The sequence below is a fragment of the Pseudomonas sp. Irchel 3H7 genome (genome assembly GCF_900187605.1).
Taxonomy (GTDB): Bacteria; Pseudomonadota; Gammaproteobacteria; order Pseudomonadales; family Pseudomonadaceae; genus Aquipseudomonas.
On the sequence record NZ_FYEA01000006.1, the window covers coordinates 207922 to 229488 of the forward strand.

General features: G+C 51.8%; 23 protein-coding genes. 14 read left to right on the forward strand and 9 right to left on the reverse strand.

Translation table 11 applies throughout. The features are described 5' to 3' along the window. Positions 1 to 22 precede the first annotated feature (22 nt). Positions 23 to 508, forward strand: coding sequence for a hypothetical protein (locus CKW38_RS13340; RefSeq protein WP_141232659.1), 486 nt, complete (start codon positions 23 to 25; stop codon positions 506 to 508). Positions 509 to 702: 194 nt separating this feature from the next. Here the strand turns inward: CKW38_RS13340 and CKW38_RS13345 are convergent, their stop codons facing one another. Next, the gene (locus CKW38_RS13345; protein WP_095112959.1) at positions 703 to 1107 is read right to left on the reverse strand and encodes a hypothetical protein; all 405 of its coding nucleotides are present in this window, start codon (positions 1105 to 1107) and stop codon (positions 703 to 705) included. Between the two features lie 555 nt (positions 1108 to 1662). Here CKW38_RS13345 and CKW38_RS13350 point away from each other — a divergent pair. Next, positions 1663 to 2010: a hypothetical protein gene (locus CKW38_RS13350; protein ID WP_176472324.1), complete on the forward strand. Its 348-nt coding sequence runs from the start codon at positions 1663 to 1665 to the stop codon at positions 2008 to 2010. A 276-nt stretch (positions 2011 to 2286) separates the two neighbouring features. On the opposite strand, the gene CKW38_RS13355 is transcribed toward CKW38_RS13350, so the two are convergent. Both CKW38_RS13355 and CKW38_RS13360 read right to left on the reverse strand, forming a co-directional pair. Next, on the reverse strand, positions 2287 to 3039 hold the full coding sequence (locus CKW38_RS13355; protein WP_095112960.1) for a class I SAM-dependent methyltransferase: 753 nt from the start codon (positions 3037 to 3039) through the stop codon (positions 2287 to 2289). A gap of 109 nt (positions 3040 to 3148) precedes the next feature. Next, a complete protein-coding gene (locus tag CKW38_RS13360; RefSeq protein ID WP_218222368.1) occupies positions 3149 to 3823 on the reverse strand; it encodes a glutathione S-transferase family protein in 675 nt (224 codons plus the stop codon). Between the two features lie 153 nt (positions 3824 to 3976). Between CKW38_RS13360 and CKW38_RS13365 the strand changes: the two genes are divergently transcribed. Both CKW38_RS13365 and CKW38_RS13370 read left to right on the forward strand, forming a co-directional pair. After that, positions 3977 to 4993: an AraC family transcriptional regulator gene (locus CKW38_RS13365; protein WP_095112961.1), complete on the forward strand. Its 1017-nt coding sequence runs from the start codon at positions 3977 to 3979 to the stop codon at positions 4991 to 4993. 176 nt (positions 4994 to 5169) lie between these two features. Continuing rightward, positions 5170 to 5598, forward strand: coding sequence for a hypothetical protein (locus CKW38_RS13370; RefSeq protein ID WP_095112962.1), 429 nt, complete (start codon positions 5170 to 5172; stop codon positions 5596 to 5598). 94 nt (positions 5599 to 5692) lie between these two features. Here CKW38_RS13370 and CKW38_RS13375 read toward each other — a convergent pair whose 3' ends face one another. After that, positions 5693 to 6235, reverse strand: coding sequence for a DUF3833 domain-containing protein (locus CKW38_RS13375; RefSeq protein ID WP_095112963.1), 543 nt, complete (start codon positions 6233 to 6235; stop codon positions 5693 to 5695). A 43-nt stretch (positions 6236 to 6278) separates the two neighbouring features. Further along, entirely contained in the window at positions 6279 to 6836 is a 558-nt protein-coding gene (locus CKW38_RS13380; RefSeq protein ID WP_095112964.1) for a lipocalin family protein, read from the reverse strand. A 566-nt stretch (positions 6837 to 7402) separates the two neighbouring features. Here CKW38_RS13380 and CKW38_RS13385 point away from each other — a divergent pair. The 7 genes from CKW38_RS13385 (at position 7403) to CKW38_RS30665 (ending at position 13354) form a co-directional block, all read left to right on the forward strand. Continuing rightward, complete coding sequence (locus CKW38_RS13385) at positions 7403 to 8842, forward strand: ATPase domain-containing protein (protein WP_095112965.1); 1440 nt, start codon at positions 7403 to 7405, stop codon at positions 8840 to 8842. A gap of 23 nt (positions 8843 to 8865) precedes the next feature. Further along, positions 8866 to 9228 (forward strand): response regulator, encoded by a 363-nt coding sequence (locus tag CKW38_RS13390; RefSeq protein ID WP_095112966.1) that lies wholly within the window; start codon positions 8866 to 8868, stop codon positions 9226 to 9228. A gap of 334 nt (positions 9229 to 9562) precedes the next feature. Further along, the gene (locus tag CKW38_RS13395; RefSeq protein WP_095112967.1) at positions 9563 to 9928 is read left to right on the forward strand and encodes a histone-like nucleoid-structuring protein, MvaT/MvaU family; all 366 of its coding nucleotides are present in this window, start codon (positions 9563 to 9565) and stop codon (positions 9926 to 9928) included. A 262-nt stretch (positions 9929 to 10190) separates the two neighbouring features. Further along, positions 10191 to 10922, forward strand: a complete 732-nt coding sequence (locus CKW38_RS13400) for a GntR family transcriptional regulator (RefSeq protein ID WP_095112968.1) — start codon at positions 10191 to 10193, stop codon at positions 10920 to 10922. Positions 10923 to 11054: 132 nt separating this feature from the next. Beyond that, positions 11055 to 12338, forward strand: coding sequence for an MFS transporter (locus CKW38_RS13405; RefSeq protein ID WP_095112969.1), 1284 nt, complete (start codon positions 11055 to 11057; stop codon positions 12336 to 12338). Between the two features lie 28 nt (positions 12339 to 12366). Beyond that, complete coding sequence (locus CKW38_RS13410; RefSeq protein ID WP_095112970.1) at positions 12367 to 13230, forward strand: amidohydrolase; 864 nt, start codon at positions 12367 to 12369, stop codon at positions 13228 to 13230. Positions 13231 to 13300: 70 nt separating this feature from the next. After that, positions 13301 to 13354: a hypothetical protein gene (locus CKW38_RS30665; protein ID WP_371857964.1), complete on the forward strand. Its 54-nt coding sequence runs from the start codon at positions 13301 to 13303 to the stop codon at positions 13352 to 13354. 174 nt (positions 13355 to 13528) lie between these two features. Here the strand turns inward: CKW38_RS30665 and CKW38_RS13415 are convergent, their stop codons facing one another. Further along, positions 13529 to 14116: an NADPH-dependent F420 reductase gene (locus tag CKW38_RS13415; protein ID WP_095113080.1), complete on the reverse strand. Its 588-nt coding sequence runs from the start codon at positions 14114 to 14116 to the stop codon at positions 13529 to 13531. Positions 14117 to 14163: 47 nt separating this feature from the next. Next, positions 14164 to 14808 carry an FMN-dependent NADH-azoreductase gene (locus CKW38_RS13420; protein ID WP_256588374.1) on the reverse strand — a complete coding sequence of 215 codons (645 nt, stop codon included), beginning with the start codon at positions 14806 to 14808 and terminating at the stop codon, positions 14164 to 14166. A gap of 85 nt (positions 14809 to 14893) precedes the next feature. Here CKW38_RS13420 and CKW38_RS13425 point away from each other — a divergent pair, with 85 nt between their 5' ends. The 3 genes from CKW38_RS13425 to CKW38_RS13440 all read left to right on the forward strand — a co-directional run bounded on the left by CKW38_RS13425 (position 14894) and on the right by CKW38_RS13440 (position 19123). Further along, on the forward strand, positions 14894 to 15793 hold the full coding sequence (locus CKW38_RS13425) for a LysR family transcriptional regulator (protein ID WP_095112971.1): 900 nt from the start codon (positions 14894 to 14896) through the stop codon (positions 15791 to 15793). Positions 15794 to 17002: 1209 nt separating this feature from the next. Then, positions 17003 to 18028, forward strand: a complete 1026-nt coding sequence (locus CKW38_RS13435; protein WP_095112972.1) for a fimbrial protein — start codon at positions 17003 to 17005, stop codon at positions 18026 to 18028. 93 nt (positions 18029 to 18121) lie between these two features. Continuing rightward, positions 18122 to 19123: a fimbrial protein gene (locus tag CKW38_RS13440; protein WP_095112973.1), complete on the forward strand. Its 1002-nt coding sequence runs from the start codon at positions 18122 to 18124 to the stop codon at positions 19121 to 19123. A 319-nt stretch (positions 19124 to 19442) separates the two neighbouring features. On the opposite strand, the gene CKW38_RS13445 is transcribed toward CKW38_RS13440, so the two are convergent. Then, complete coding sequence (locus CKW38_RS13445; protein WP_095112974.1) at positions 19443 to 20534, reverse strand: linear amide C-N hydrolase; 1092 nt, start codon at positions 20532 to 20534, stop codon at positions 19443 to 19445. A 69-nt stretch (positions 20535 to 20603) separates the two neighbouring features. After that, entirely contained in the window at positions 20604 to 21542 is a 939-nt protein-coding gene (locus CKW38_RS13450; RefSeq protein WP_176472325.1) for a transporter, read from the reverse strand. Positions 21543 to 21567 lie beyond the last annotated feature (25 nt).

Sequence of the window (21567 nt, forward strand, 5' to 3'; positions counted from 1 at the left end):
CGGAAAGCTCCTTGTTGAATCCATGAAAGCAGACCTTTGGGACACTGTGAATTCGCCTTCGCCAAGCATTGAACTTCACGACATCGTTCGGCGCAGTATGCCTTTTCCCTCATTTCAATCTCTTGCCGAGATGCTGTGTATCAATGAAGAAAGGAATGTGATGTATAGGGAACGTGATTTAGCCATTTGGTGCTCAGTGTATGAGACATGCGGTGCCAATGAATTTGTGCGTTTGGTTGAAGAGGCGGTCGCCACCTACAGCCGTGTACCCATCTATGATTGGCCGATCCGAGTTGACGTATCCGAACTCGGGTTACCATGCGCTCAGATATTGCAAAGCGTTGTGAGCGGTCGAGATTTATATGCAAGCGTTTCAGATAACTACATCGAGATCGGATCCCGCCTGACGAACCATCTTTCTCAGCACCTGCAACGGCATCTGGTGGACAATGAGATGGCCACCGACGACATGAAGGAGGATCAATTGTTCAGAGATTTAGGTCTGTAGCTGTGCCGTTTGTGACGCGTAGCCGCACCTTCGATCCAAATTTGTTCATGCATGGCATTTACTTCAGCTCGCATCTGGAGGCTCAGGTAAAGCAGCCTTGCACTGCCAAGTCATGTCGGCTTTAAGGACTCATTTTTTATGTGCGACAGGCTGGCGGAGAGGAGGGGATGGTCGCTCCAGAAAACCAGCGGAAATTAGCAGAACCGGTGAGCCTCTAAACGCTCCATGTCTCGAACCCAGGCTCTCAGAAAACGACGCCAGTCATGGGCATAGCTTCCTTCCGGAAAACGCTCAGCAATTGCATTGGCTGCTTCGAATCTTGTTCGCCAGACTTGCGGGATATGCTGATCTAGAACGATCAAAAAACAATGCCCATCGCTGCTTTCGTACGACGTTTCCGGCACAGAGTCTCTCAACTCCTCGATTGTCATAAGCGGAGCATCCCCATGGGATTGTTCGAGATCTTGTCGATCAATTTCATCGAGAAGGCTTAGGTGAGGTTTTGCGCGATCATCACCTGGTCGCAAGTCCTCCAGCCCCCACAAAGCGGCCCGCCTTGCGCGCTCTCGCTGCCACAGACCTTTCAAATCGATCGCCATCAAGTTTTCCTTAATACATCCACGTTCTGTGCCGCGTCATCGGCTGGTGTGATTTCAACTGCTGCCACATTCTTCCTGGACGACCTGGGACGCTTCAACAGGGGACGTAATTGTACGCTGTTAGATGTGTTGATCTGAACGCAAGCATTGCTCAATCTCCAAACAAAACGAGTGTGGAGGCCGTCGTGACTGCGTGAGGGTCGAGTCAAGAAAAATATATTCTCAGAAGGCCCCTTGAAAATTTTTTCGAGCGACGGATCTTTATATTTGAGGACAACAAAAAAGCAGCGATCTCAGCGCCCCACCTACCAGCGATCCTGCTGAGAAACGGTGTGGTTTTTTTGCTTATTCAGTGCTCCTGCTTTTGGCCTTTTCTTGCGATTTATCCTGCTGACGCTGATGTGTGACTACCCTGTGGGCATAGCAAAGTCGGCACTTAGCGGCGTAAGCCGCTGCTATCCAGTTTGATTTCAAACAACGAGTCATTTTTTTTAAAAAATACCCGTGTCGGACAACTTCGTGCGAGTCAGTCCGCAGATCAACTGGAGAGAGCAGATGGAAGACGAGATTGAGTTTAAGGTTTGGCGCTCGGCGCAGCAGGCATGTAGCAAGGTCTCGTTTGCGCGACTGCTTGAAGAGGCGGTCGCCAGTTTCAAGAGAATCCCTGGGCTTGATCCTATCGTGCGCCTGCACGCGTCAGGGATCGGTGCTGAGAGCATCAGGGCGCTACGTGATGCTCTGACACGTCATGATATCGATGCGGGCCCATTTGCGTCTTACGTCGAGCTTAGGTCTCGTCTGAGAATGCATTTACGCGATCATCTGCAATCGCACCTGATGAAGATCGGCTTTGCTTCTGACGCGATGAAGGCGGATCAGTTGGAACGGGATATGGGGCTATAGGGCGGGGGCAGATCCCATCAACAGAGCCTTAATCAGCTTCCGACAACTTGGATTCCGAAGGTGAGGTAAACCGCAAAGGGCTGTTCGCTCCTCAGTCGGATTGTTCGCAAAAAAGACCTTTAACTGATGTTTGAGTCGCTTTACGGTATCGATTTCGTGGCTCATGGTAGCGTGAATCAGCTGCCGGTGGCAGCGTCTAGAGGTGGCCGAAACTGGCTGCTTTTGGCCAACCGCGCATCCGTACGCGCATTTCCTTTATTTCGGTATCCGAGGGTATCAAACTTTTCGTGCCCAACTCCCGAACATCACATCGCCGACGTATACACCTGAAGAGGCTGAACGCTCCTGATCGAGACGCTCTTGCAACGTTTCAATTGAGACCTCTTCTGCACTGGCCACCCCTAGTGCAATGATTCGTGGCAAGCACGCTCGAACAATGCCGCCAAGGCTGTAGGGACTATCAGGGGTTTGTATCAGGCATTCAGCGCGCACGCTTTCAACGGTCAAGCCGGCTTGAGTGAAAATGCGGTGTAGATTGAAACCGATGTGTAAATCCGCGCCTTCACGAGCAATCATTTCTTGTATCCACAATTGCGCTCTTTTATGCAACGGGAAAGGATCCAGGCTCGCAGGCGCCATCGTTGTATCGTGTTCTTGAAAGACCATAACGCCGCCGGGACGCAAGCGGCTCGACAGTGCTCGGATCGTGGCCACCGTATCTCTTTGATACATCAGGACGCGCCTCCCGACAATGGCGTCAAACGTACCGACAGAGTTCTGCAGCTCCAGGAGCTCGCACTGGATGAAGGTTAGTGAAGAGTGACCATGTGCGGCACTGCGCTCGCGTGCGATGGCAATGGAATCGGCGTCATGATCAACGCCGACGATCTCTCCATCCCCTCCCACCAGATCACCCAACAAAACAGAAACATCACCCGAGCCGCAGCCCACGTCGAGGATTCGCATTCCTTTTCCGATGCCCGCGTCGATCAGCAAACGTGTGGTGAAGTCGAGTCGGTTGAGCAACATTACTAAGCCTCTCTGAGTCTTCTGAAAAGTTTATGTCGTGTACTCGGGTCATCCTGCCGCTTGAGGTCGATAGCATCCCGTCACGATTGGCGACTCTCGACTATAAGGTTCAGGCGGCACCCAGCAACTCTTGATCCTTCGCCACCGCACGTTTAAAGGCGTCGCGGCTCGTTAATTTTTCGGCGTATGCGAGGAACGCAGCTCTGGGCGGCAAGGTTTGCAAACCTAGCCCCCAGCCGATGTGGGAGCCAACATAAACGTCCGCAGCGGTGAAGTGTTCACCGGCAATAAAGGGATGCGCCAGCACCGCGCGCTCAAGCTGATCCACGGTACGCTCGTAGCTCCCGTAGCCAAAGAAAAACTCCTGTTCCGGCGTCGGGTTGAAACCGGCTCGGTGGTTAGTCACCGCCTGTTCCAGAGGCCCCGCAGCAAAAAACAGCCAGCGGTAATAAGCGGCACGATTCGCCGGCCCGGGAGCTAGCCCGGCTTCGGGAAACGCATCAGCCAGATACGCACAGATGGCGGCAGTTTCTGTTATGGTTTGCCCGTTATGCACGAGGGCCGGGATCTTCCCCATCGGGTTCACGTCGCGAAAAAAACCAACGCGTGGATCATCAGCGTCGGCCGCCATCGGCGCGGCCAGCGCAGCACCACCCCAACGGTCAGCCTGACTGATCGACTGGTAATCCATAATCACCGTCTCATAGGTGCAGCCGATTTCTTCGAGCATCCAGCGCACCATGCGTCCGCGTGAATTGGGGTTGGTGTAGAAAGCAATTGTCATCGTGAGCTCCTTTTGGCTCGGGTTGTTGACGACAATGTTAAAAGCGAAGCTGCATCAGCCCGTGGGCGGTTTACGCCAGAATACTTGCGGAACGCGCCATTAGCGGCGCGTTGCATTACGCATCGCCGTCCTCCTGCGGTTCGGAGCATAGAAATGTCGCACCTTCAAACCAGCGCCGAGCGGTGTAAATTGCCCAGGGTGTTCTGGCAATCGATTGAGCAACTGGGAGTTGATCCCACGTTGATTCAACGGCACGCTCAACTGCCCCATGATCTTCACCTGAACGAGTCTGCCTTTGTCAGCACGCAGCAACTGTTTGCCGTCTGGAACGCCATCGAGGTGGTTTCGGCGGATCCTGCCTTCGCGATAAAGATGGTTCGTGACACACCCACCGCGAAACACAAACTGGCGTTTCTCACTGCGTTATATGCGGCTGACTTTCGCGACGGACTCGCACGGTTGGCGCGCTTCCAGCGCCTATGCAGCCCCGACAAACTTTGCATCGTCGAGCGCGAGAGCACTGTTTCACTTACGATTCAGTGGCCTTCTGGCACGGGGCCGGCGCCTTATCTTTCAGTCGAGGCGTGTTTTGCCTTGGCACTGGAGCTAGGTCGACGAGGAACTGGTAAACACATTGAGCCCCTGTCATTGAGCCTGAGACGGCCAAAGCAAACGTTGGAAACTCACTCAAGTTATTTCGCCTGCCGCATTTTCTACGGCGCTGCCCGTGACGAATTGATCCTTCGCACCTCTGACATCGACTTGCCGTTCCTTGAGCACAATTCGGAGGTACTGCACATGATGACCCCCGGACTAACCGCAGCAATCCGTGCGATTGAAGCGCCGGTTGGTTTCTGTGAGCAGGTCATTGAAGTGCTGAAGCGGGCACTGGCGGGCGGGCGGCCAAGTTTGCCAAATGTCGCCAGAGAACTATTGCAGAGCGAGCGCACGTTGCAACGACGATTAGCGCACGAGGGTACAACATTCAGCGCACTGCTCAACGAGGCTAGGCGCCAAGTGGGATTGCACCTGCTGGCTGATCCGAGCATTGAACTGAAAGAGGTGGCCTATCTGCTCGGTTACGAGGACGCCAACTCTTTTCATCGGGCTTTTCGAGAGTGGGAGAAGCTTTCACCCTCTCAGTGGCGACGTTTCCATGGCTTAAAGTGACGCTGCCGACATGCGGGCAGGGACGTGTGCTTAGGGTAGAAAGCTGTTGTTTTATGAGTGTCTTCTTTCGACCAATAGCTGACCGTCAGCATACTCCCCCCTCAAAGAACTCCTGATCTATAGTCACTGAAGAGTCCATAGGGCGCGGTAAAATTCAACTCGCAGGGAGCGAATGAATGACTCGATTGCAAACACTCAAGTTGATTCAGATAGCCATTGCTCTTCCAGCCTATACCGTACCTTCAAGCACTACATTCGTCTTCACTCTTTGGTTCACCATCACCTCGACGGTCAACCTGTTCACCTCACAATCCTTTTCGGGTTGGGGGGCGATCATGTTGTTGCTTCTGTTGTCGCTGTTCTCGCAATGGGCATGCTGGAGCATTTTTTCCGACTCGCTGGAGGACTGCCCTTCTGTGCAACACCTGCCACTACTTGTACTTGGGGTATTATTAACACTGATTTTAGGTTTGAGTGCCTGGGTGCTTTTTCACATAGGCCTAATCTGGCTTATTTGCGGTACACAAGGTATTGCAGCCGGTGTGCTTTTGACGATCAATTGTGTGAGAAAAAGACGTCAAACTGGCGACATGCTCAGTAAATGAGTTCATCAAGGTGTTTGCCTTTTGCTGAGGCTGGAAGCGTTAAGCAGATGTTCTCTATCAGCCTATGCAACTGCTCGGGTGCGGCAGCGTCCGGTCAAAAGACGCCACTCCCGAGCGGCTGCTTGCGGAAGAACAAGGTGATCTGGCCGACCTCCACACCGAACTTGGTCATGAACGAGCGATTTATCAGGGTGTTCCTGTCCATCAAGTACATCCAGTCGTCTAGATCAACCTCGTACTCCTTGCCATCCACCGGAAGGTTCAGCACATATTTCCAGCGCAGTGCGTTGCCTGCCACCTCACCAAGCGCCTCGCCCACCACGTCGCCAGCGGTTCCGCGCCATTGGCCAGGGCCAGCAGGGGTTAGCGTCCACACCCGTTTTTGGGTAGTACCGTCACTGTAGGTAAACGACTCGTCGAGGATCAGTCTGCGACCTTCGGAGTGGCCATTTATGACCACATGAAAGCGCTTCATGACCTCGCCTGAGCGCTTTTGAAACATACCCCAAGCTTCGACCCGGCCCTCGAAGAATTCGCGCAACTCAAGCGTGGGGGGCTCTTGGCTGTAGGTCTGCACATCCACCTGGCTGCAACTCGCAAGGCCAATGCATAACAGCAGTATCCATCTCTTGAGCATGCGCATTTCCTCAACGGTCTCCGGGCCTGGATAGCCCTGCTGACTAAGGCTTGGTCGGATATGCCGGACGCCATATCAGTTTGCTCGTGTCATACCCCTGTTGCTGAGCAATCTTCAGCAGCTGTTCGCGGTTGACGCCGCTAATTTCAGAGGCGCGTGAAAGCACCCAGAGATATTCCCGGTTCGGGTGGCCGACCAGTGCGAACTGGTAGGCGGGGTCGTGGTAAAGCACCCAATACTCACCTTTGGTTATTCCAGGTGCAATGCGACTGAACCAATTATCAAATTGCACCCACAGTTTGTCTGTCTTGCCTGGCTGCTGCGATTCGGCAATTCCGCGTACCTCTTTCCATTCGCCATCCTGTTCCCTGCAACGATTGGTGACGTCAATGCGGCCATCATCACGTAGACCATAATGCGCTTCTGACTGCTGGCAATTGCGCTGAAAGAACATGGGTAACCTGGCCTGTTCGTACCAGGTGCCCTGGTATTTTTGCAGGTCGACTTGCATGGTGGTGGGAGGGGGCTCCTGGCGTGAGCCAGCGCACCCTGCGAGTGCCACACCCAGACAAGAAAGCAGAACCATCTTGCGTATCAACATAGAGACCTCCAAATTGTCAGGACAAACGCACATGTCATTGGAGGTAGGTGAGGGTGAAAAGTGCTATCGATTTCTTGATGGCGGCGTTCACTGTTGGCACTGGCCGATTGCTGCCTTTCGCGATGGGCATTATCAGCCCAAAGCTGACATTCGGGTCGGGGTTTTCAATCGCGTCGAATGCTTTGCTTAATTGCAGAAGCGTTCGGCGCAGGGAAATGCTTCGATGCCGTTTCTTCGAGGAAAAAAATGTCCACCGTAAGTAGTCGGTACGATGGCCCGCTCATGTAGGCTGCCGTCCATTTTAACGACCTCTTACCTGGCCTTTAACGTCCTCAACTGATCAACTTTCGTCATATAGTTCTAACTCATCAATTCTCGGCGCATCGCCCAACTAGGTGCGACAGACACACTGGCAACTGAGAGCCCCTTTTTCCCAGCGTCCATTGATCTAGTCCAGAGCACTCATACCCGCCGATGCTCTAGACGGAATAGCTCCAAAGCGAAAATGGCGTTAGCATTCCGTCCACTCGGCTTAAACAGCCTGTTTTTCAGATCAGGGTCGCATTTTGGAAAAGCTAAAACGCCTCGAAAGTGGAATCGAAGGGCTTGACGCTCTGCTCAAGGGCGGTCTGGTAGCAGGCTCTTCATACATAATCCAAGGGCGACCAGGGTCTGGAAAAACGATCTTGGCTAACCAGCTTGGGTTCCATCACGCGGAAAATGGGGGCCGTGTTCTGGTCGCAACGCTATTGGCCGAGTCACATGATCGCCTTTTTCAGTTTCTTTCGACTCTGAGCTTTTTCGACGCTTCCAAGGTCGGGGCTGAAATCCAGTTTGTCAGCGCGTTTGATACCTTGGAAAACGAAGGTCTGGATGAGGTAGTGAAACTGCTCCGGCGCGAGATAAGCCGCCAAAAAGCCACAGTGATGGTGGTAGACGGCTTGCTCAATGCGCGCTCAAAAGCTGATTCGCACATCGACACCAAGAAATTCATTTCAGAGCTGCAAGGTCATGCAGCTTTCGCTGGTTGCACGGTGCTGTTTCTTACCAGTTCTCGCCTTGACGATGGCAGTCCTGAGCACACCATGGTTGATGGCGTGATTGAGATGGGCGAGGAGCTCTATGGCACTCGTTCGGTGCGTCGAATTCAGCTACGTAAAACTCGCGGCAGCGGAGCAATGACCGGTCTTCACGAGTGTGAAATTACCGACAATGGCTTGGTTGTTTATCCACGGCTCGAAAGTCTCTACAGCCATCCGTCCTCTCCCGACAGCGCAGACATGACGCGTATCGCCAGTGGCATTGAATCACTGGACGACATCTTAGGCGGAGGCCTGCACAGCTCCAGTGTTTCGCTGGTCATCGGCCCCTCCGGTATTGGTAAAACAACTCTCGGCCTCAAATTTTTGGCCGAGTCGACAGTGGAAGCTCCTGGCCTGCATTTTGGTTTCTACGAAAGTCCGCAACGGTTGCGACTCAAAGGCCAATCACTGGGTATCGATATCAAAGGCATGGAAGACAGCGGCGCCCTCAGCATCGCCTGGCAGCCTACAACTGAAGGCCTGCTGGATGGTCTAGGGGCACGACTTCTGAAGATCGTCGAGGAGAAGGGCATCAAGCGCCTTTTCATCGATAGCTTGAGCGGTATGACGCGAGTCTCGACAAATCCGGCGCGAATTACTGACTTCTTCAGTGCCCTGATGAACGAGTTGCGATCCAGGGGGGTCACTGTATTTGCATCCTGGGAAATGCGCGATCTATTTGGCTCCGAGGTCAGCGCACCAAACTCTGACCTGTCCAGCATCGTCGACAACCTGATGCTGATGCGATTCTCTGAGAATCATTCTGAACTAAGCAGGACGCTTTCCATTCTTAAAGTACGAGACAGCTCCTACGATCCTTCGCGATTTGAGGTCGTGATCCGTGATCAAGACGTTTTCCTGAAAAAGGCTTCAAGACATGAACCTTCAGTCCCCACTGAGACCTCGCCCGGTTCAAAATCTTAAGCCTTTGTGCGGGTTGAATTAACATGACTACCATCCTGGTCGTCGACGACGAGTATTTGATCGCTGACATTCTCAGCTTCGCGCTGGAGGATGAAGGTTTCATGGTAGTGACTGCTGGAAATGGTCGGAAAGGACTTGAGGTGCTCGATAGAGAACGGCCAGCGTTGATCATTACCGACTTTATGATGCCGGTGATGGACGGCCTGGAATTTGCCACAGCCGTCCGAGCTCTTCCGTCCGCTAATCATTTGCCAATCATTTTGATGAGCGGTGCTCAGGCACACATCGGTATGCAGAGATCGGATCTGTTTGATGCGGTGTTGGCAAAGCCATTCGACATTGACTTGATCATTGCCGAAGTTAAAAAGCTCTTGGCAGCTGATTAGTGCAAGGCTTAACTATAGGCAACGGTTTATCTCAAGCTTGCCTCTGCTCAAGCTGTGTAGTGAGTTCCCGACTGGCATTACTTGTTATGGGTTTTTAGTTAAGGTGTGCAGCAATCTGCCTAGTAGGTGGAAATCTGCTCCGACTTACCCTGCCACGTAGCACCAACGCGCCTGAAGTGATTGGCACATTTCAGTACAAGCAGCACACCATCAAGTATTTGATCTTCGTTCAGCGAACGAAGCTAAAATCTGAAACGCTAACTTGAAGTGCGGCCCGTGATTTATGGTGTAACCTTCTGGTATCACACACACACACACACATCGAGAATTTTTTATGTCGAAACTTGCGGAATTTCGCCAACTTGAAAAACACCTAGCTGAACAGCTCCAGGCCCTCGAAGCCTTAAAGGGCGATGCTGGCCTCAAGAAAGAAATCGAATTCGAAACCAAACTGCGCGATTTGCTCGCAAAATACGGCTACAGCCTCAAGGACGTGATCAACCTGCTAGATCCACAAGCAGGTCGTCGCGCTCCAGCAGCCGAATCCAAAACCGGTAGCCGCAAGCCTCGCCAATTGAAGGTTTATAAAAACCCTCACACAGGCGAAGTCGTAGAAACGAAGGGTGGCAATCACAAAACGCTGAAAGAGTGGAAAACAGAGCACGGCGCTGCGACCGTCGAGTCCTGGCTGACAAAGTGATTTCGGTTTGAATGCAAAGAGGGCCCGAAAGGGCCCTTTTTATTGCCGAATTATTGGGAACGAACGGCGAAATCTATTTGGGGAATTTTTGCGGGGTTACGTGGTGCGGAGTGAAGATTCCAAGGGCGCTCGACACGTTTTCCTAGGTTTGGCCTCCGTTCGTCTGCAAGCCTCCTCGACCCTTCTTGACAGCAGAGACGTGTGGCGAAATACTCGACGCAAGATTCATATAGATGACTAGATAACAAGGTGAATAAAGTCGATGAGTAGCCTCCCCAGTGACACTCGCCTGCCGCTCTACCAGCGTCTGCGTGATCAACTGGCTGAACAGATAGCCAAAAATCGCTGGCGCCCTGGCGAAGCGATTCCTACCGAGGCTGTGCTTTCAGCGGAGTATCAACTGTCCACCGGCACGGTACGCAAAGCGATTGATGCGCTGGTCATTGAGGGCATCCTGGAGCGTCAGCAGGGGCGTGGGACGTTCATTCGTCGCCCCCAGTTTCAATCTTCTTTGTTTCGCTTCTTTCGTTTCCAGACCCCCTCTGGTGAGCGCCAGGTACCGGAGAGTCGCATCCTGTCGATCGAGCCAGTGCCTGCTCCTTCGGCAGTTGCGCAAGCGCTGGGGTTATCTGTCGATGCGCCGGTGATTCGCATTGTTCGTTTGCGTTTGCTGGAAGTTCAGCCAGTGCTTGCGGAAGAAATTTGGTTGCCGCGTAGCCGCTTCCAACCCTTGCTTGAGACCGATCTGAGTATGAAAGGGCCACTGTTGTACCCGATCTACGAAGACCTCTGCGGCCAAGTTGTTGCCTCAGCAGAGGAGACCCTTACTGCGGAGTCGGTGAACGACGTGCACGCGCGTTTATTGCAGGTGCCGATTAACAGCCCGGTGGTGGTGATCGAGCGGCTCGCTCGTGATTACGCCGGTACACCGCTGGAATGGCGTCGCTCTCGTGGGCACGCAGAACACTTCCGTTATAGCGTGGATATCCGCTAGCGCCTGCCCCATAGCGAATTGCTCAGCGGCGCCCAAGTCGTCGCTGGTTTCCTCATTGTTTGCCAAAACTGGCCCTGTAGCGGTGCGGTTCGCTCTCGGCCGCCTTACGTTTCACCTATAAGGATAAGAACCATGTTTAGCTGGTATCGCAAAGTCACTCCTCGGGAGCGCAAAACGTTTTGGGCTTGCTTCGGCGGATGGTCGCTCGACGCACTGGAAGTACAAATGTTCGGCCTGGCGATTCCGGCGTTGATCGCCGCCTTCGCCTTGACCAAGGGAGATGCAGGGCTTATCAGCGGCGTTACTTTGGTCACTTCGGCCATTGGTGGCTGGGTAGGGGGGACGTTGTCCGACCGCTATGGCCGGGTGCGAACGCTGCAGTGGATGATTTTGTGGTTCTCGTTCTTTACCTTTTTATCGGCCTTCGTCACTGGCTTTCACCAACTGCTTATCGTCAAGGCATTGCAAGGCTTTGGTATAGGCGGGGAGTGGGCGGCCGGTGCGGTACTGATGGCCGAAACCATCAATCCGAAGTATCGCGGCAAGGTCATGGGTACAGTCCAGAGTGCCTGGGCGGTGGGTTGGGGGCTAGCGGTCGGAATTTTTGCGCTGATCTATTCCTTCGTGCCGCAAGACATGGCCTGGCGGGTGATGTTCATCATTGGCTTGCTGCCCTCGTTCCTTATCATCTGGGTACGGCGCAACGTTGAAGAACCCGACAGCTTCCAGCGCCTGCAAAAAGAACAGGCCATTCCGCAAAGCTTCTTCAAATCCTTGGCTGGGATATTCCGTCCGGAACTGATTCGCGTGACCTTGTTCGGCGGCCTGTTGGGGTTGGGCGCGCACGGTGGTTATCACGCGGTAATGACGTGGCTGCCAACGTTCCTTAAGACCGAGCGTAACTTGTCGGTGCTGAACTCGGGCGGCTATTTGGCGGTGATAATCTTCGCTTTCTGGTGTGGGTGTGTGGTCAGCGGATTTATGATCGACCGAATTGGCCGTCGTAAAAATATTGTGTTGTTTGCGCTGGCTTGCGTTGTCACCGTGCAGTGCTATGTGTTCCTGCCACTGAGCAATACCCAGATGCTGTTCTTGGGATTCCCGCTCGGATTCTTCGCTGCGGGTATTCCTGCGAGCCTCGGGGCGCTGTTCAATGAGCTGTACCCTGCAGATGTTCGCGGTGCTGGAGTTGGGTTCTGCTACAACTTCGGCCGTGTGCTCTCTGCGGTGTTCCCATTCCTGGTCGGTCACATGAGCGACTCCATGTCCCTGGGTTCGGCGATTGGAATCGACGCCGGGATTGCCTATGGCGTAGCAGTGATCGCGGCACTTTGCTTGCCGGAAACCCGTGGCCGCAGTCTCGAAGCCACCGCCCCTGCCGTGTCGGTCAACAGCAACGAGAGCGCCCGTGCGTGATAGCCATTATTTCTGATAGATGAAACCCATGCCTGATACCCATTTTACGCCGATCACCGGAATCGATTCCCATGCCCATGTGTTCAGTCGCAAGTTAAACCTGGTGACAGCGCGGCGCTACACCCCTGGCTACGATGCGACGCTCCTGGAGTACCTGGAACATTTGCGAGTTCATAATCTGAGCCATGGCGTACTGGTGCAACCAAGCTTTCTAGGCACTGACAACAGCTACCTCTTAGAGGCGTTGCAGCAAGCGCCGCAGCATTTGCGCGGGGTTGTGGTGGTGGAGCGTGATGTCAGTCGTGACACGTTGAACGACATGGCCCGTTTGGGTGTGGTCGGCGTGCGTTTGAATCTGATGGGTAAGGCTTTGCCTGACTTTCGTGAAGCGGACTGGACAGAATTTTTCAACCACATCGCTGAACTGGACTGGCATGTCGAGCTGCACCGCCAAGTGGAGGACTTACCGGGACTGCTGCACCAACTGATGCCATTCGGCATAAAACTTGTGATCGATCATTTCGGTCGTCCTGATGCACGTTTGAGCGTTGATCAACCAGGCTTTCGCGAGATGCTAAAGCTAGGGGGAAGCGGGCAGATATGGATGAAGGCTTCTGGGATCTATCGATTGGCAGGTACGGATCAACAGAATCTAAAATTCGCCCGGAGTGCAATGTCAATGCTGGAGCAGAGTTTCGGTCTTCACCGTCTCGTGTGGGGCAGCGATTGGCCACACACCCAGCATGAAGACAGCATTGGTTTTTGTACGGTTGTAGAGCAACTTCAAGCGCTGGAGTGTTCGAGTCAGCTTATGCGGTCTTTGCTAGTGGAAGCGCCTGGAGAGTTATTCGGATTTCATTCTGACTGTGAACGATTAACTCCCGGCGGCTAGGGAGCAGGCTGTTGAACCGGTAAATTGGTGAGTTCGTTGAAGCAAGAGCGGGAATAACAAGACGTTGAAGGTGTGGATAGCTGAACACGGGTCTGCCACTGTCGAGTCTAGGCTCACCAAGTAAATTCTGCTTGAATACAAGAAAGGGCTCTTTGAGGGCCCTTTTTAATAGCTCCAAACATGGTTACTTGTGACGTCACCGTTCCCTTTAGTCGAGTGGCGTGTGTCATCCAGTCTTTTCTGCGCGTTATAGATTCAACGACCACCCGCAGCATGCGCGTGAAATGCAGCGTTCCTATCATTGATACTTGATGATGTTCTGGAGGATGAGCGCGCCGCCCAATCCCAACAGTTTTCCGCCTTCTTCGATCGTACCAAGCGATAGAGGGGCGAAACCCAATTGATCGACCAGCTTGGTAACCCTCGTGTTGGCATCTTGATCTCGGCCCCATACAAACATCACTCGCCTTCCTCCCTCCTGCGCTGGGTCTTTAGCTAATAGTGCAGCTGGAAGCTGATTGAAGGTTTTGACTACCTTGGCAGCAACGAATGCGCGGGCGACGACGTCTGTCGAAGCTTGATCGCCGAGCTCTTCAGGTGAAACGCCGTATGTATTCATCGCATCGATAACGATTCTGTTATCCCAGTCTGAGAGCTTCTGACCAATTTCCCGATGAGCGTTAAAAGGGATGGCCAGAATCACGATGTCCGCGCCTAACGCTTCTGCGAGGGACTGCGCAGTGATGAGTTCGCCCAGATCATTGACGAGAGCGGTGAGGCTTTGTGAGCCACGCGTGTTGGCAACTCCGACCGGAATGCCGCTTCGCGCGAATTGGCGGGCGAGGGCGCTACCCACTTTACCGGAACCGATGATGGAATAAGTCATTTCGAATACCTCAAGAAAAATGAAAGTTGACTGGCGGCGGGTGGTGATCACTCATTGATAGCGGCAATGGTTTCCAGCGCGCGAGCGATCGCTGAATCTTTAACCTGTGCATTAATGGCTAAGCCTTCTGCTCGGATCACCGTTGGTTCGCTGATGCCGAGGAAACCGAGTAGACCGATCAGGTAGCTTTCCTGATGCTCAAGGGGGGCTGCCGGACTTCCTTCGGAATAGATGCCACCCCGAGATGAGGCGATGTAGGCCTTCTTGTTTTTCAGCAAGCCTTCGGGGCCATCGGCGGTGTAGTGAAAGGTTTTCCCCACTAACGCGATACGGTCAATCCAAGCCTTGAGCGGGGTAGGGATGGTCAGGTTGTACATGGGCGTGCCGATAACAACGACCTGTGATTCCAGCAGTTCTTGCAGGTAAGCATTTCCTTTGAAAAGGTCTTCTGTCAGTAAATCGCCTTTGGCCCCTGCGCCTTGCCACGCCGCGAGGTGTTCACTTGAAAGATGCAGGGCGGGATCACTGGCAAGGTCACGGTATATCACCTGACTGTCCGGATGGAGCGCCACCAAGCGAGCGACAATATTGAAGGACAGTTTGCGGCTGGCTGAAGCCGTACCCAGAATGCTGGAATCGAGATGAAGAATTTGCATGGCGAAGTCATCGTTGTGTGTGGTTGGGAGCGTCACGTGCAAGATGATCTTCCTTGATAAATCTGAAAAGACGGTATATTGAGATGGAGCGTATCTGCATTAGAGATGGACTGGGGGCGAGATGCTCGACGGCGTATCACTGGATCAACTGCGAACCTTCATTGCGGCGGTAGATGAGGGGAGCTTTTCGGCTGCGGCCAGAAAGCTCAATAGGGTTCAGTCGGCGATAAGCGGCTGGGTCGCTGGTCTGGAGGATCAGATCGGCGTGGTGTTGTTCGACCGTTCCGGGCGTTTCCCCAAATTGACGCCGCAAGGTGCTCTACTGCTTACTGATGCGCGCAATATCGTCTCGGGCGTGGATACCCTAAAGGCGCGGGCCAAGCTTATGGCTTCGGGGCTTGAGCCTGAATTGTCAGTGGTGGTGGACGTGTTCTTCCCCACCTCGGCGATCACTGCGGTGGTCAAAGAATTTGCCGTGCGCTTTCCATTGACCCGTTTGAAAATGTTCGTAGAGGGGCTCGGCGCCGGCTATGAACCGATAATGGATGGTCGTTGCAGCCTGGGAATCCTTGCATCGTTGCCCGTTAATTTCCCAACCTTGACCGGGGAACGCATCGGCGAGTTCTCTTTGGTGATGGTCGCCGCCATCGATCATCCGCTGTCTCGCCTAAATGGCAAGATTCCCAAGCGTGAGTTGGTTAAGCACATTCAACTGGTGCTGACTGACCGCTCGGAAATGTTGTCAGGACAAGATTACGGCGTGATGTCGCCACTAACTTGGCGTTTGGCCGACCTCTCGACCAAGTACGCTTTTCTAAAGGATGGCGTAGGCTGGGGCAGTATGCCGCTGCACATGGTTGAGCAAGATTTAGCAACCGGTACCTTGGTAAGGCTGGACATGGAGGGCATTCCCAGGGAGGGGGTAAAGATCGATTTCTCTGCGGTTCATGCGACAAACAGACTGCCGGGGCCAGCCGGGCGCTGGTTGATAGATCGGATAAAAATCAGTCCGATCGGCTAGTGTTCTTCCTTATATTCGAAGCGTGACGGCAATTACTGGACAACCGACAGCAACATCAGAGCCATACGAAGACACCTTATCAGCCGGCGCTAAGCATTGGGCCTGACAAGGGAATGCGTTTACTACATAGAAAAGCTCGCACAGCGCGCATACTCCTAATAGTTACCCTTCCCGCAAGCAGGGGGTAAGGCTTTCCAAATCGGTATCGCTTCCTGGGCGCCTATCGACAGTACCATCTGGCCCTATGTAAATGTGAGTACTTGGCCATTTGGGATTGACGCTAAAGCAGTGGTTCTGGCCAGCATACGACCAGTCGATCTGCATGAAAAAATCATCGTCAGGGAATATATGGCCATGCCGGCCAGTTACCCCACCAGGTTTGATTTCTCTTCTGTAGATTTCGTCCTGTGTGCTTATCACGAAATCTAACGAGCCTTGGCCTTCATTTGAAAATTGGATGCTGACCCAAGGAGTTGCCAAATCCCAGAAAAAAAACGGTAGAAGTGCCGCGAACAGAATCTCCGTTTTCGGAAGCCTAAATTTTCTATTGCTTACATTTGTGGACATGCGTTTCGCCCAATCGCGGTGAAAAAATCATGCCCCTTCCTGATTTTCGTGCAAAAAAAACCTCCACGAATGGAGGTAAGGATGAGGAGCACCGCAAATTTAACGAGAGCAGGAAGGGGCGTCACTAGGGAAAATCCGAAATTGTGATGGCTAATGAATATTCGTGTTTTCGGTATGAAGTAGGTTTCTCTTTTATGGGGTGCTAAAGCCGGGCATTCATCCACGCGGAATTTAGCATCGACGATACGTCAATGCATCGGCTATTTTCTGTAATAGACGTCTCCAACCAATGCATCATCGGTACTCTTCTTATCATTCGTAACGATGGGAGGAATACAGCTTTAATCTATTTATTACATGCCGTTCCATGCCCTGCGGCATAGCGTGACCTGTTCGTTCCCTGCGTTTTTCTAATTCGAATCTGTTATTAGCCGTTCGTCGATTTTTTCGACTATCTCAAATTTTTAGGGTTTCTCCGATTTTCTGAACGTCTATTGATCCATAAGGTTTACTAAGTAAAACGGTATTACCTATGCATCAGATAATACCTACGGAGGGCGTAATCATTTTGCCAAAGGAAATGACATTCTGTTGTAGAGGATAAGGCCTAATATTTGCCCGCTTATCTGGAGAGAAAAGCAAATGAAGAAGTTTCTTTGTTATTGTTTTTTGCCAACCTGTTTATTTCTACTTTCTCCGTTTGCAAAAGCAATTTGTACTTTTCAAAACCATAGCAAGGTTTCTGAGACTACTATCAGCTTGCCTTCCTCATTGAGTGTTTCTAGAGATCTACCTGTCGGTACTGAACTTTGGAACAGTGGTTGGGTGAGAGCCCCAAGCACTGCTGTAAACTGCACCGGCGGGGGCTATGGCTTCATACAGGGCTTTTTTGCCAGTGGGGTAGGCGCTGCCGTTCCCGGGTTTTCAAGTGGTGGATTCAGCTCTGTATATGAAACAAACGTTCCCGGCATAGGTATTTCTATTTATCTTTGCGATAGCTTGCCCGCGCGTTGCGAGTCTGATTTTGAGTCTCTTGTAACACTTGGGAACTTATTGGTTCCTGTAGAGGATGATTTTTTTCCTTTGATCGGTGGTTGGTTGGTTCGTTTGATTAAGACCGGCCCAGTATCTGGTTCTGTTCCTCTGCAGGTTCCTGGGGTTAACTCAAGTTGGGTTCATGATCTGGAAACCGGTACTTTGACGTTGGCAGGGCAGACGAGAATTAACACTCTCGGTTGCGAAATTGCATCCCAAAGTACGAATATAACGGTTTCTTTGCCTTCTATAATATTGGCGGATTTTCGTGATGATATGACGGTGTTGGATGATCGATCAAAATCTAAAACATTTGATATCCAGTTGATCTGTGACGCAGGAACCAAGCTTAGCTACCAAATTGATAGTGTAGGATCTTCGTCTTCTACAGATGTGCTTTCCAATTCGACGGGAACAGGGTTGGCTTCGGGAATAGGCGTTCAGTTGTTTCGTGGTGAGTTTGGTGATGACGTTTTGCCCCTGGGGTCGCGTTTGTTTCATACGAACGTTGATAGTGACTCCATCGTGACAGTTCCCCTAATGGCTCGTTATTATAAAACAGCGGCGCGTGTGAGCGAAATGAAACCTGGAAAAGTATCTGTTGCGGCAACCTTTACGTTGAATTACGAGTAGCCGGCATGGCTAGCCTAGTAAGGATGCGGCTGTAACCTCATATATATAATAATTATCTTTCGTGCTCAGCGCTTCATTGCTAAAAGGTGTGCTATGAGATTTATTGCGTTGCTTGTCTTAGGTTGGTTTGTAGTAGTGCCATCAGTCATGGCACAGTGTTACTTTGATGGAAATAATCAGCAGGTATCTCAGTTCACGATGAGTTTACCTGCAACGCTGAGCGTTGCGCGTGATGCACCGGTTGGCACGGAACTGTGGAGCAGTGGCTGGGTTGACGCGCCCCCCAACGCTATACGCTGTGTTCTTAGAGGCAACGTCTCAGGAGTGCTTGCTGAGGGAATAGGGTCTGCCGTGGTTGGCTTTTCGAGTAATGGATTTAATTCTGTATTTAGGACGAATGTTGATGGAATAGGCGTTTCCGTTTTTTGGTGCGCAGACTCTGTCTGCGACACGAATTATGCCAACGTCACCCCACTTTCCGGCTTGGGCTGGTCTGCCAATAGTGCTAGTTTTGATCTGAAGCATAAGTGGTGGGTACGACTCGTGAAGGTCGGTGACGTTTTATCTTCAGAACCACTAATAATAAATGGAGTTAATCAGGTTAAGTTTCATGGCGGTGTAATTGCCTCAATGACCATTGCTGGTCAGTCCGAAATACAGAACGGTGCGTGCGAGATTGATCCGGGTAGTTCTAATATATCAGTCTCTTTACCTAGTGTGACGCTTTCTGATTTTAATGATTCTACGACGGTGCTGGAGGATTCGGCAAAGGCACGTACGTTTGAAATTAGTATGCTGTGTGAACCTGGTGTTAATGTTCGCTATCAAGTTGATGGCGCTGCAAGTGGCAACGTACTTGAGAATAAAAAAAGTACAGGCATGGCTTCTGGCGTCGGTATTATGCTTTTTCGTGGAGATCAAGGCAGTCGTACGGTGCTTCCTCTGGGGGAGAAAATTACACATGTGACAACAGCAGGGGACTCTTCTGTAAAGATTCCAATCACTGCAAAGTATTATAAGACGGCAGCTACCACTCGCGAAATGACAGGAGGGGGTGTTTCTGTTGCGGCGGTATTTACGTTGTTTTATGAATAATTCACTGGGGATAGTTGGTGCGGATTTTTTAAAGTGTGATGGCGAATTGAATTTATTAAGGCGCCAGCATTCACACAGTCGGTCGCCGGAAAGGCAGGAGTTTTATGGCAGTCTATGAGAAAGACTGGCGCGATATTAAACTCAAATGTAGCACGATGGCTCTTTTCAGAGAGGAAAGCAGTTTCGTTCTTAAAGAGAGTGCGGGTGTGTCATTGGAAGTCCACCCGCAACGTGGATGGAGTGGGTGCACACTAGGGGGGAGGCTCGATCCTTCGAGCCCTTTCTGAAAGTATCGTTTCCTAAGTCTTACTGGTTCCTTTTAATCAGCGCTCGCCGCAAGGAAAGCGAATGGCTTAGCTGTTTTGAACTCCGCAGCCGCTTCTCCCGAGTACACTTCGCCATTCGATAAATTCAGTTTGAGCACCGGGGCACCCTTTTTAAGATCAATTTTGTCCAGTGATATCCAGAATGTATTGGGACGCGTGGCCGAGTCAAAGTAAATGACTTTATGCGTTTGATCAGACACCGTTCTCCACAGGGTAGAAGCGATGTTTGGCTCGTTTGGGGTGGTAATGCCTAGCGGCACGCTGACGGAACGTATCACTCCTAATACGCTGGCTACTGCCTGGTAGGTGAACGATTGCCCAGGAACAGCGCTGATATAGGTTTTCGACTCGGATTTTGGAACCGAATCAATTAAAAAAGAGGCGCGTGCATATCTGTCAGCAGCCCGATTCGTTCCGGGTAGGAAGGTCAGCCCGCCTATCTTTTGCCAATACTCATTGAGTGCGATTTGTTTATCGTACGTGGGGGAGTTGGTCATGACTTTGTAAGCTTTGCCGTGATGGATCACGAGCTTACCGGCTACATATTCCAGAACGGCGGAATCACCTGAAGGATCGGAAAGTGCAAGATGAACTTGTGCGCCCGATCCGTTGGGCAGGGTAGGGGCAATGATCTGAAACGGTTCGGACTTAAGCGCTTCAACGGCTTGCGCGACCGACGCATAGTTATCCAGTACATACTGTCCCCAGGTGGAGATGGACAGGTGAGGCCGTGATGGGTCTACCTTTCCGTAGTCTGATTCATCAAGATACAGGACGTTTGCGACGAGTCCTTCGGAGTTCATTCCTTCAGTGCTGCCAATGTCATAGGCAGTAGCAATGACGCTTCCGTATTTCGATACCCACTTAGGCGTGTTTTTTCCGGCGGCGCCATCGCGTTCCATGCCAGCTGGGAATGCCCACAGGTTTGTGTGCATATCTTCCGACCAGTCCATAGAGCGCCCGTTGAGCACGAGTCCGTCATCTCCCACAAAAAGAGCGCGGGTGCAGGCATCTGCGGCGGATGCGAACCCGATGGTCAGGGCGAGCGACAACGCGATGGTTTTGAATGGGGCTGATTGCTTCATAATGTCCTCACTGCATCATTTGTAATAAAATCTGATGATCGTGGCTTTGATTGTGTAGTAACTAAATTTCTAAAATTTGAAACTTATGCTGACAACTGCTTCATCCCCCTCAGTAGTGTTAGCTGCTCCAAACTCTTTGTAGTATTTTCCCGTAACCGACACTGGCGTGTTCCCAACTGGGAAAGTCAGTGTGGCCGCTGGGCCAAATCCATAGACACGCGCTTTTAGGTCTCCTAGAGTGGCGCCTTCGCCGGAGTCACCTGTAATTTGTTGAAGTGCGTAACCGACTACGCCTATCTTGAATGACTTGTTTAGACTTCTACCAGCAGCGAAGTCAAAGTGTAAAACATCACCGGAGTGATAATTGGTTGCGCTGTTTTCAAAGTTTAAAAGGTAGACTCCTGTCGCGGAAAAATCCCAGCCAGTGGTGGGGTTCAGGTAAGTAACGCCAACTTGAGGTGATAGTGACCAGTAGTTTTTTCCGGTGTTTAAAACTCGACCATCTTTATACGATCCTGTTGGAACCCAGATAGATAAGTTCGAGTTGAAGTGCCAGTTTCCGTTATGCCATCCCAGCAGTACAGGCGTAAGAATAGCGTCTCCCAAGCCATCTTGATGTTCTTCTCTTTCATTCGTGCCCTTAGGTCTTACGAGTGTCCCTGTTAGTTTTGCATCGACCAGTGGGAGCGTGAACCCAAATGCATATGTTCCGCCAAACAATTCCCAAGGTGTAACAAAGGTTGGGCGAATCAGGTTTACCAGCAAGCGCGCCTCAATTTTACCCTGAACCTTACCCGACAGAAGAGTACGGTCTACTGAGCCGTCATAGTAAGCAATATCATTGCGCATATAGACGCCTGGTTCTACAGGTACAATCCCTCCGAGGAAGTCTCTGGATCCTTTTAGATACGAACTCGTTCCGCCTTCAAGCGCAACAGCAGTGTTCGCCGCGAGTGCAGTTAACGCAAAGCCACTAACATACCTTAATGTCCGGGTAAGCATTTTCATTTGACAATTCCTCATCAGCTAGCCC

Bases quoted from the DNA above. Each gene is read 5' to 3' on its own strand.
- CKW38_RS13340 (WP_141232659.1), top strand. From the start codon at position 23: ATGAAAGCAGACCTTTGGGACACTGTGAATTCGCCTTCGCCAAGCATT.
- CKW38_RS13345 (WP_095112959.1), bottom strand. From the start codon at position 1,107: ATGGCGATCGATTTGAAAGGTCTGTGGCAGCGAGAGCGCGCAAGGCGG.
- CKW38_RS13350 (WP_176472324.1), top strand. From the start codon at position 1,663: ATGGAAGACGAGATTGAGTTTAAGGTTTGGCGCTCGGCGCAGCAGGCA.
- CKW38_RS13355 (WP_095112960.1), bottom strand. From the start codon at position 3,039: ATGTTGCTCAACCGACTCGACTTCACCACACGTTTGCTGATCGACGCG.
- CKW38_RS13360 (WP_218222368.1), bottom strand. From the start codon at position 3,823: ATGACAATTGCTTTCTACACCAACCCCAATTCACGCGGACGCATGGTG.
- CKW38_RS13365 (WP_095112961.1), top strand. From the start codon at position 3,977: ATGTCGCACCTTCAAACCAGCGCCGAGCGGTGTAAATTGCCCAGGGTG.
- CKW38_RS13370 (WP_095112962.1), top strand. From the start codon at position 5,170: ATGACTCGATTGCAAACACTCAAGTTGATTCAGATAGCCATTGCTCTT.
- CKW38_RS13375 (WP_095112963.1), bottom strand. From the start codon at position 6,235: ATGCTCAAGAGATGGATACTGCTGTTATGCATTGGCCTTGCGAGTTGC.
- CKW38_RS13380 (WP_095112964.1), bottom strand. From the start codon at position 6,836: ATGTTGATACGCAAGATGGTTCTGCTTTCTTGTCTGGGTGTGGCACTC.
- CKW38_RS13390 (WP_095112966.1), top strand. From the start codon at position 8,866: ATGACTACCATCCTGGTCGTCGACGACGAGTATTTGATCGCTGACATT.
- CKW38_RS13395 (WP_095112967.1), top strand. From the start codon at position 9,563: ATGTCGAAACTTGCGGAATTTCGCCAACTTGAAAAACACCTAGCTGAA.
- CKW38_RS13400 (WP_095112968.1), top strand. From the start codon at position 10,191: ATGAGTAGCCTCCCCAGTGACACTCGCCTGCCGCTCTACCAGCGTCTG.
- CKW38_RS13405 (WP_095112969.1), top strand. From the start codon at position 11,055: ATGTTTAGCTGGTATCGCAAAGTCACTCCTCGGGAGCGCAAAACGTTT.
- CKW38_RS13410 (WP_095112970.1), top strand. From the start codon at position 12,367: ATGCCTGATACCCATTTTACGCCGATCACCGGAATCGATTCCCATGCC.
- CKW38_RS13415 (WP_095113080.1), bottom strand. From the start codon at position 14,116: ATGACTTATTCCATCATCGGTTCCGGTAAAGTGGGTAGCGCCCTCGCC.
- CKW38_RS13425 (WP_095112971.1), top strand. From the start codon at position 14,894: ATGCTCGACGGCGTATCACTGGATCAACTGCGAACCTTCATTGCGGCG.
- CKW38_RS13435 (WP_095112972.1), top strand. From the start codon at position 17,003: ATGAAGAAGTTTCTTTGTTATTGTTTTTTGCCAACCTGTTTATTTCTA.
- CKW38_RS13440 (WP_095112973.1), top strand. From the start codon at position 18,122: ATGAGATTTATTGCGTTGCTTGTCTTAGGTTGGTTTGTAGTAGTGCCA.
- CKW38_RS13445 (WP_095112974.1), bottom strand. From the start codon at position 20,534: ATGAAGCAATCAGCCCCATTCAAAACCATCGCGTTGTCGCTCGCCCTG.
- CKW38_RS13450 (WP_176472325.1), bottom strand. From the start codon at position 21,542: ATGAAAATGCTTACCCGGACATTAAGGTATGTTAGTGGCTTTGCGTTA.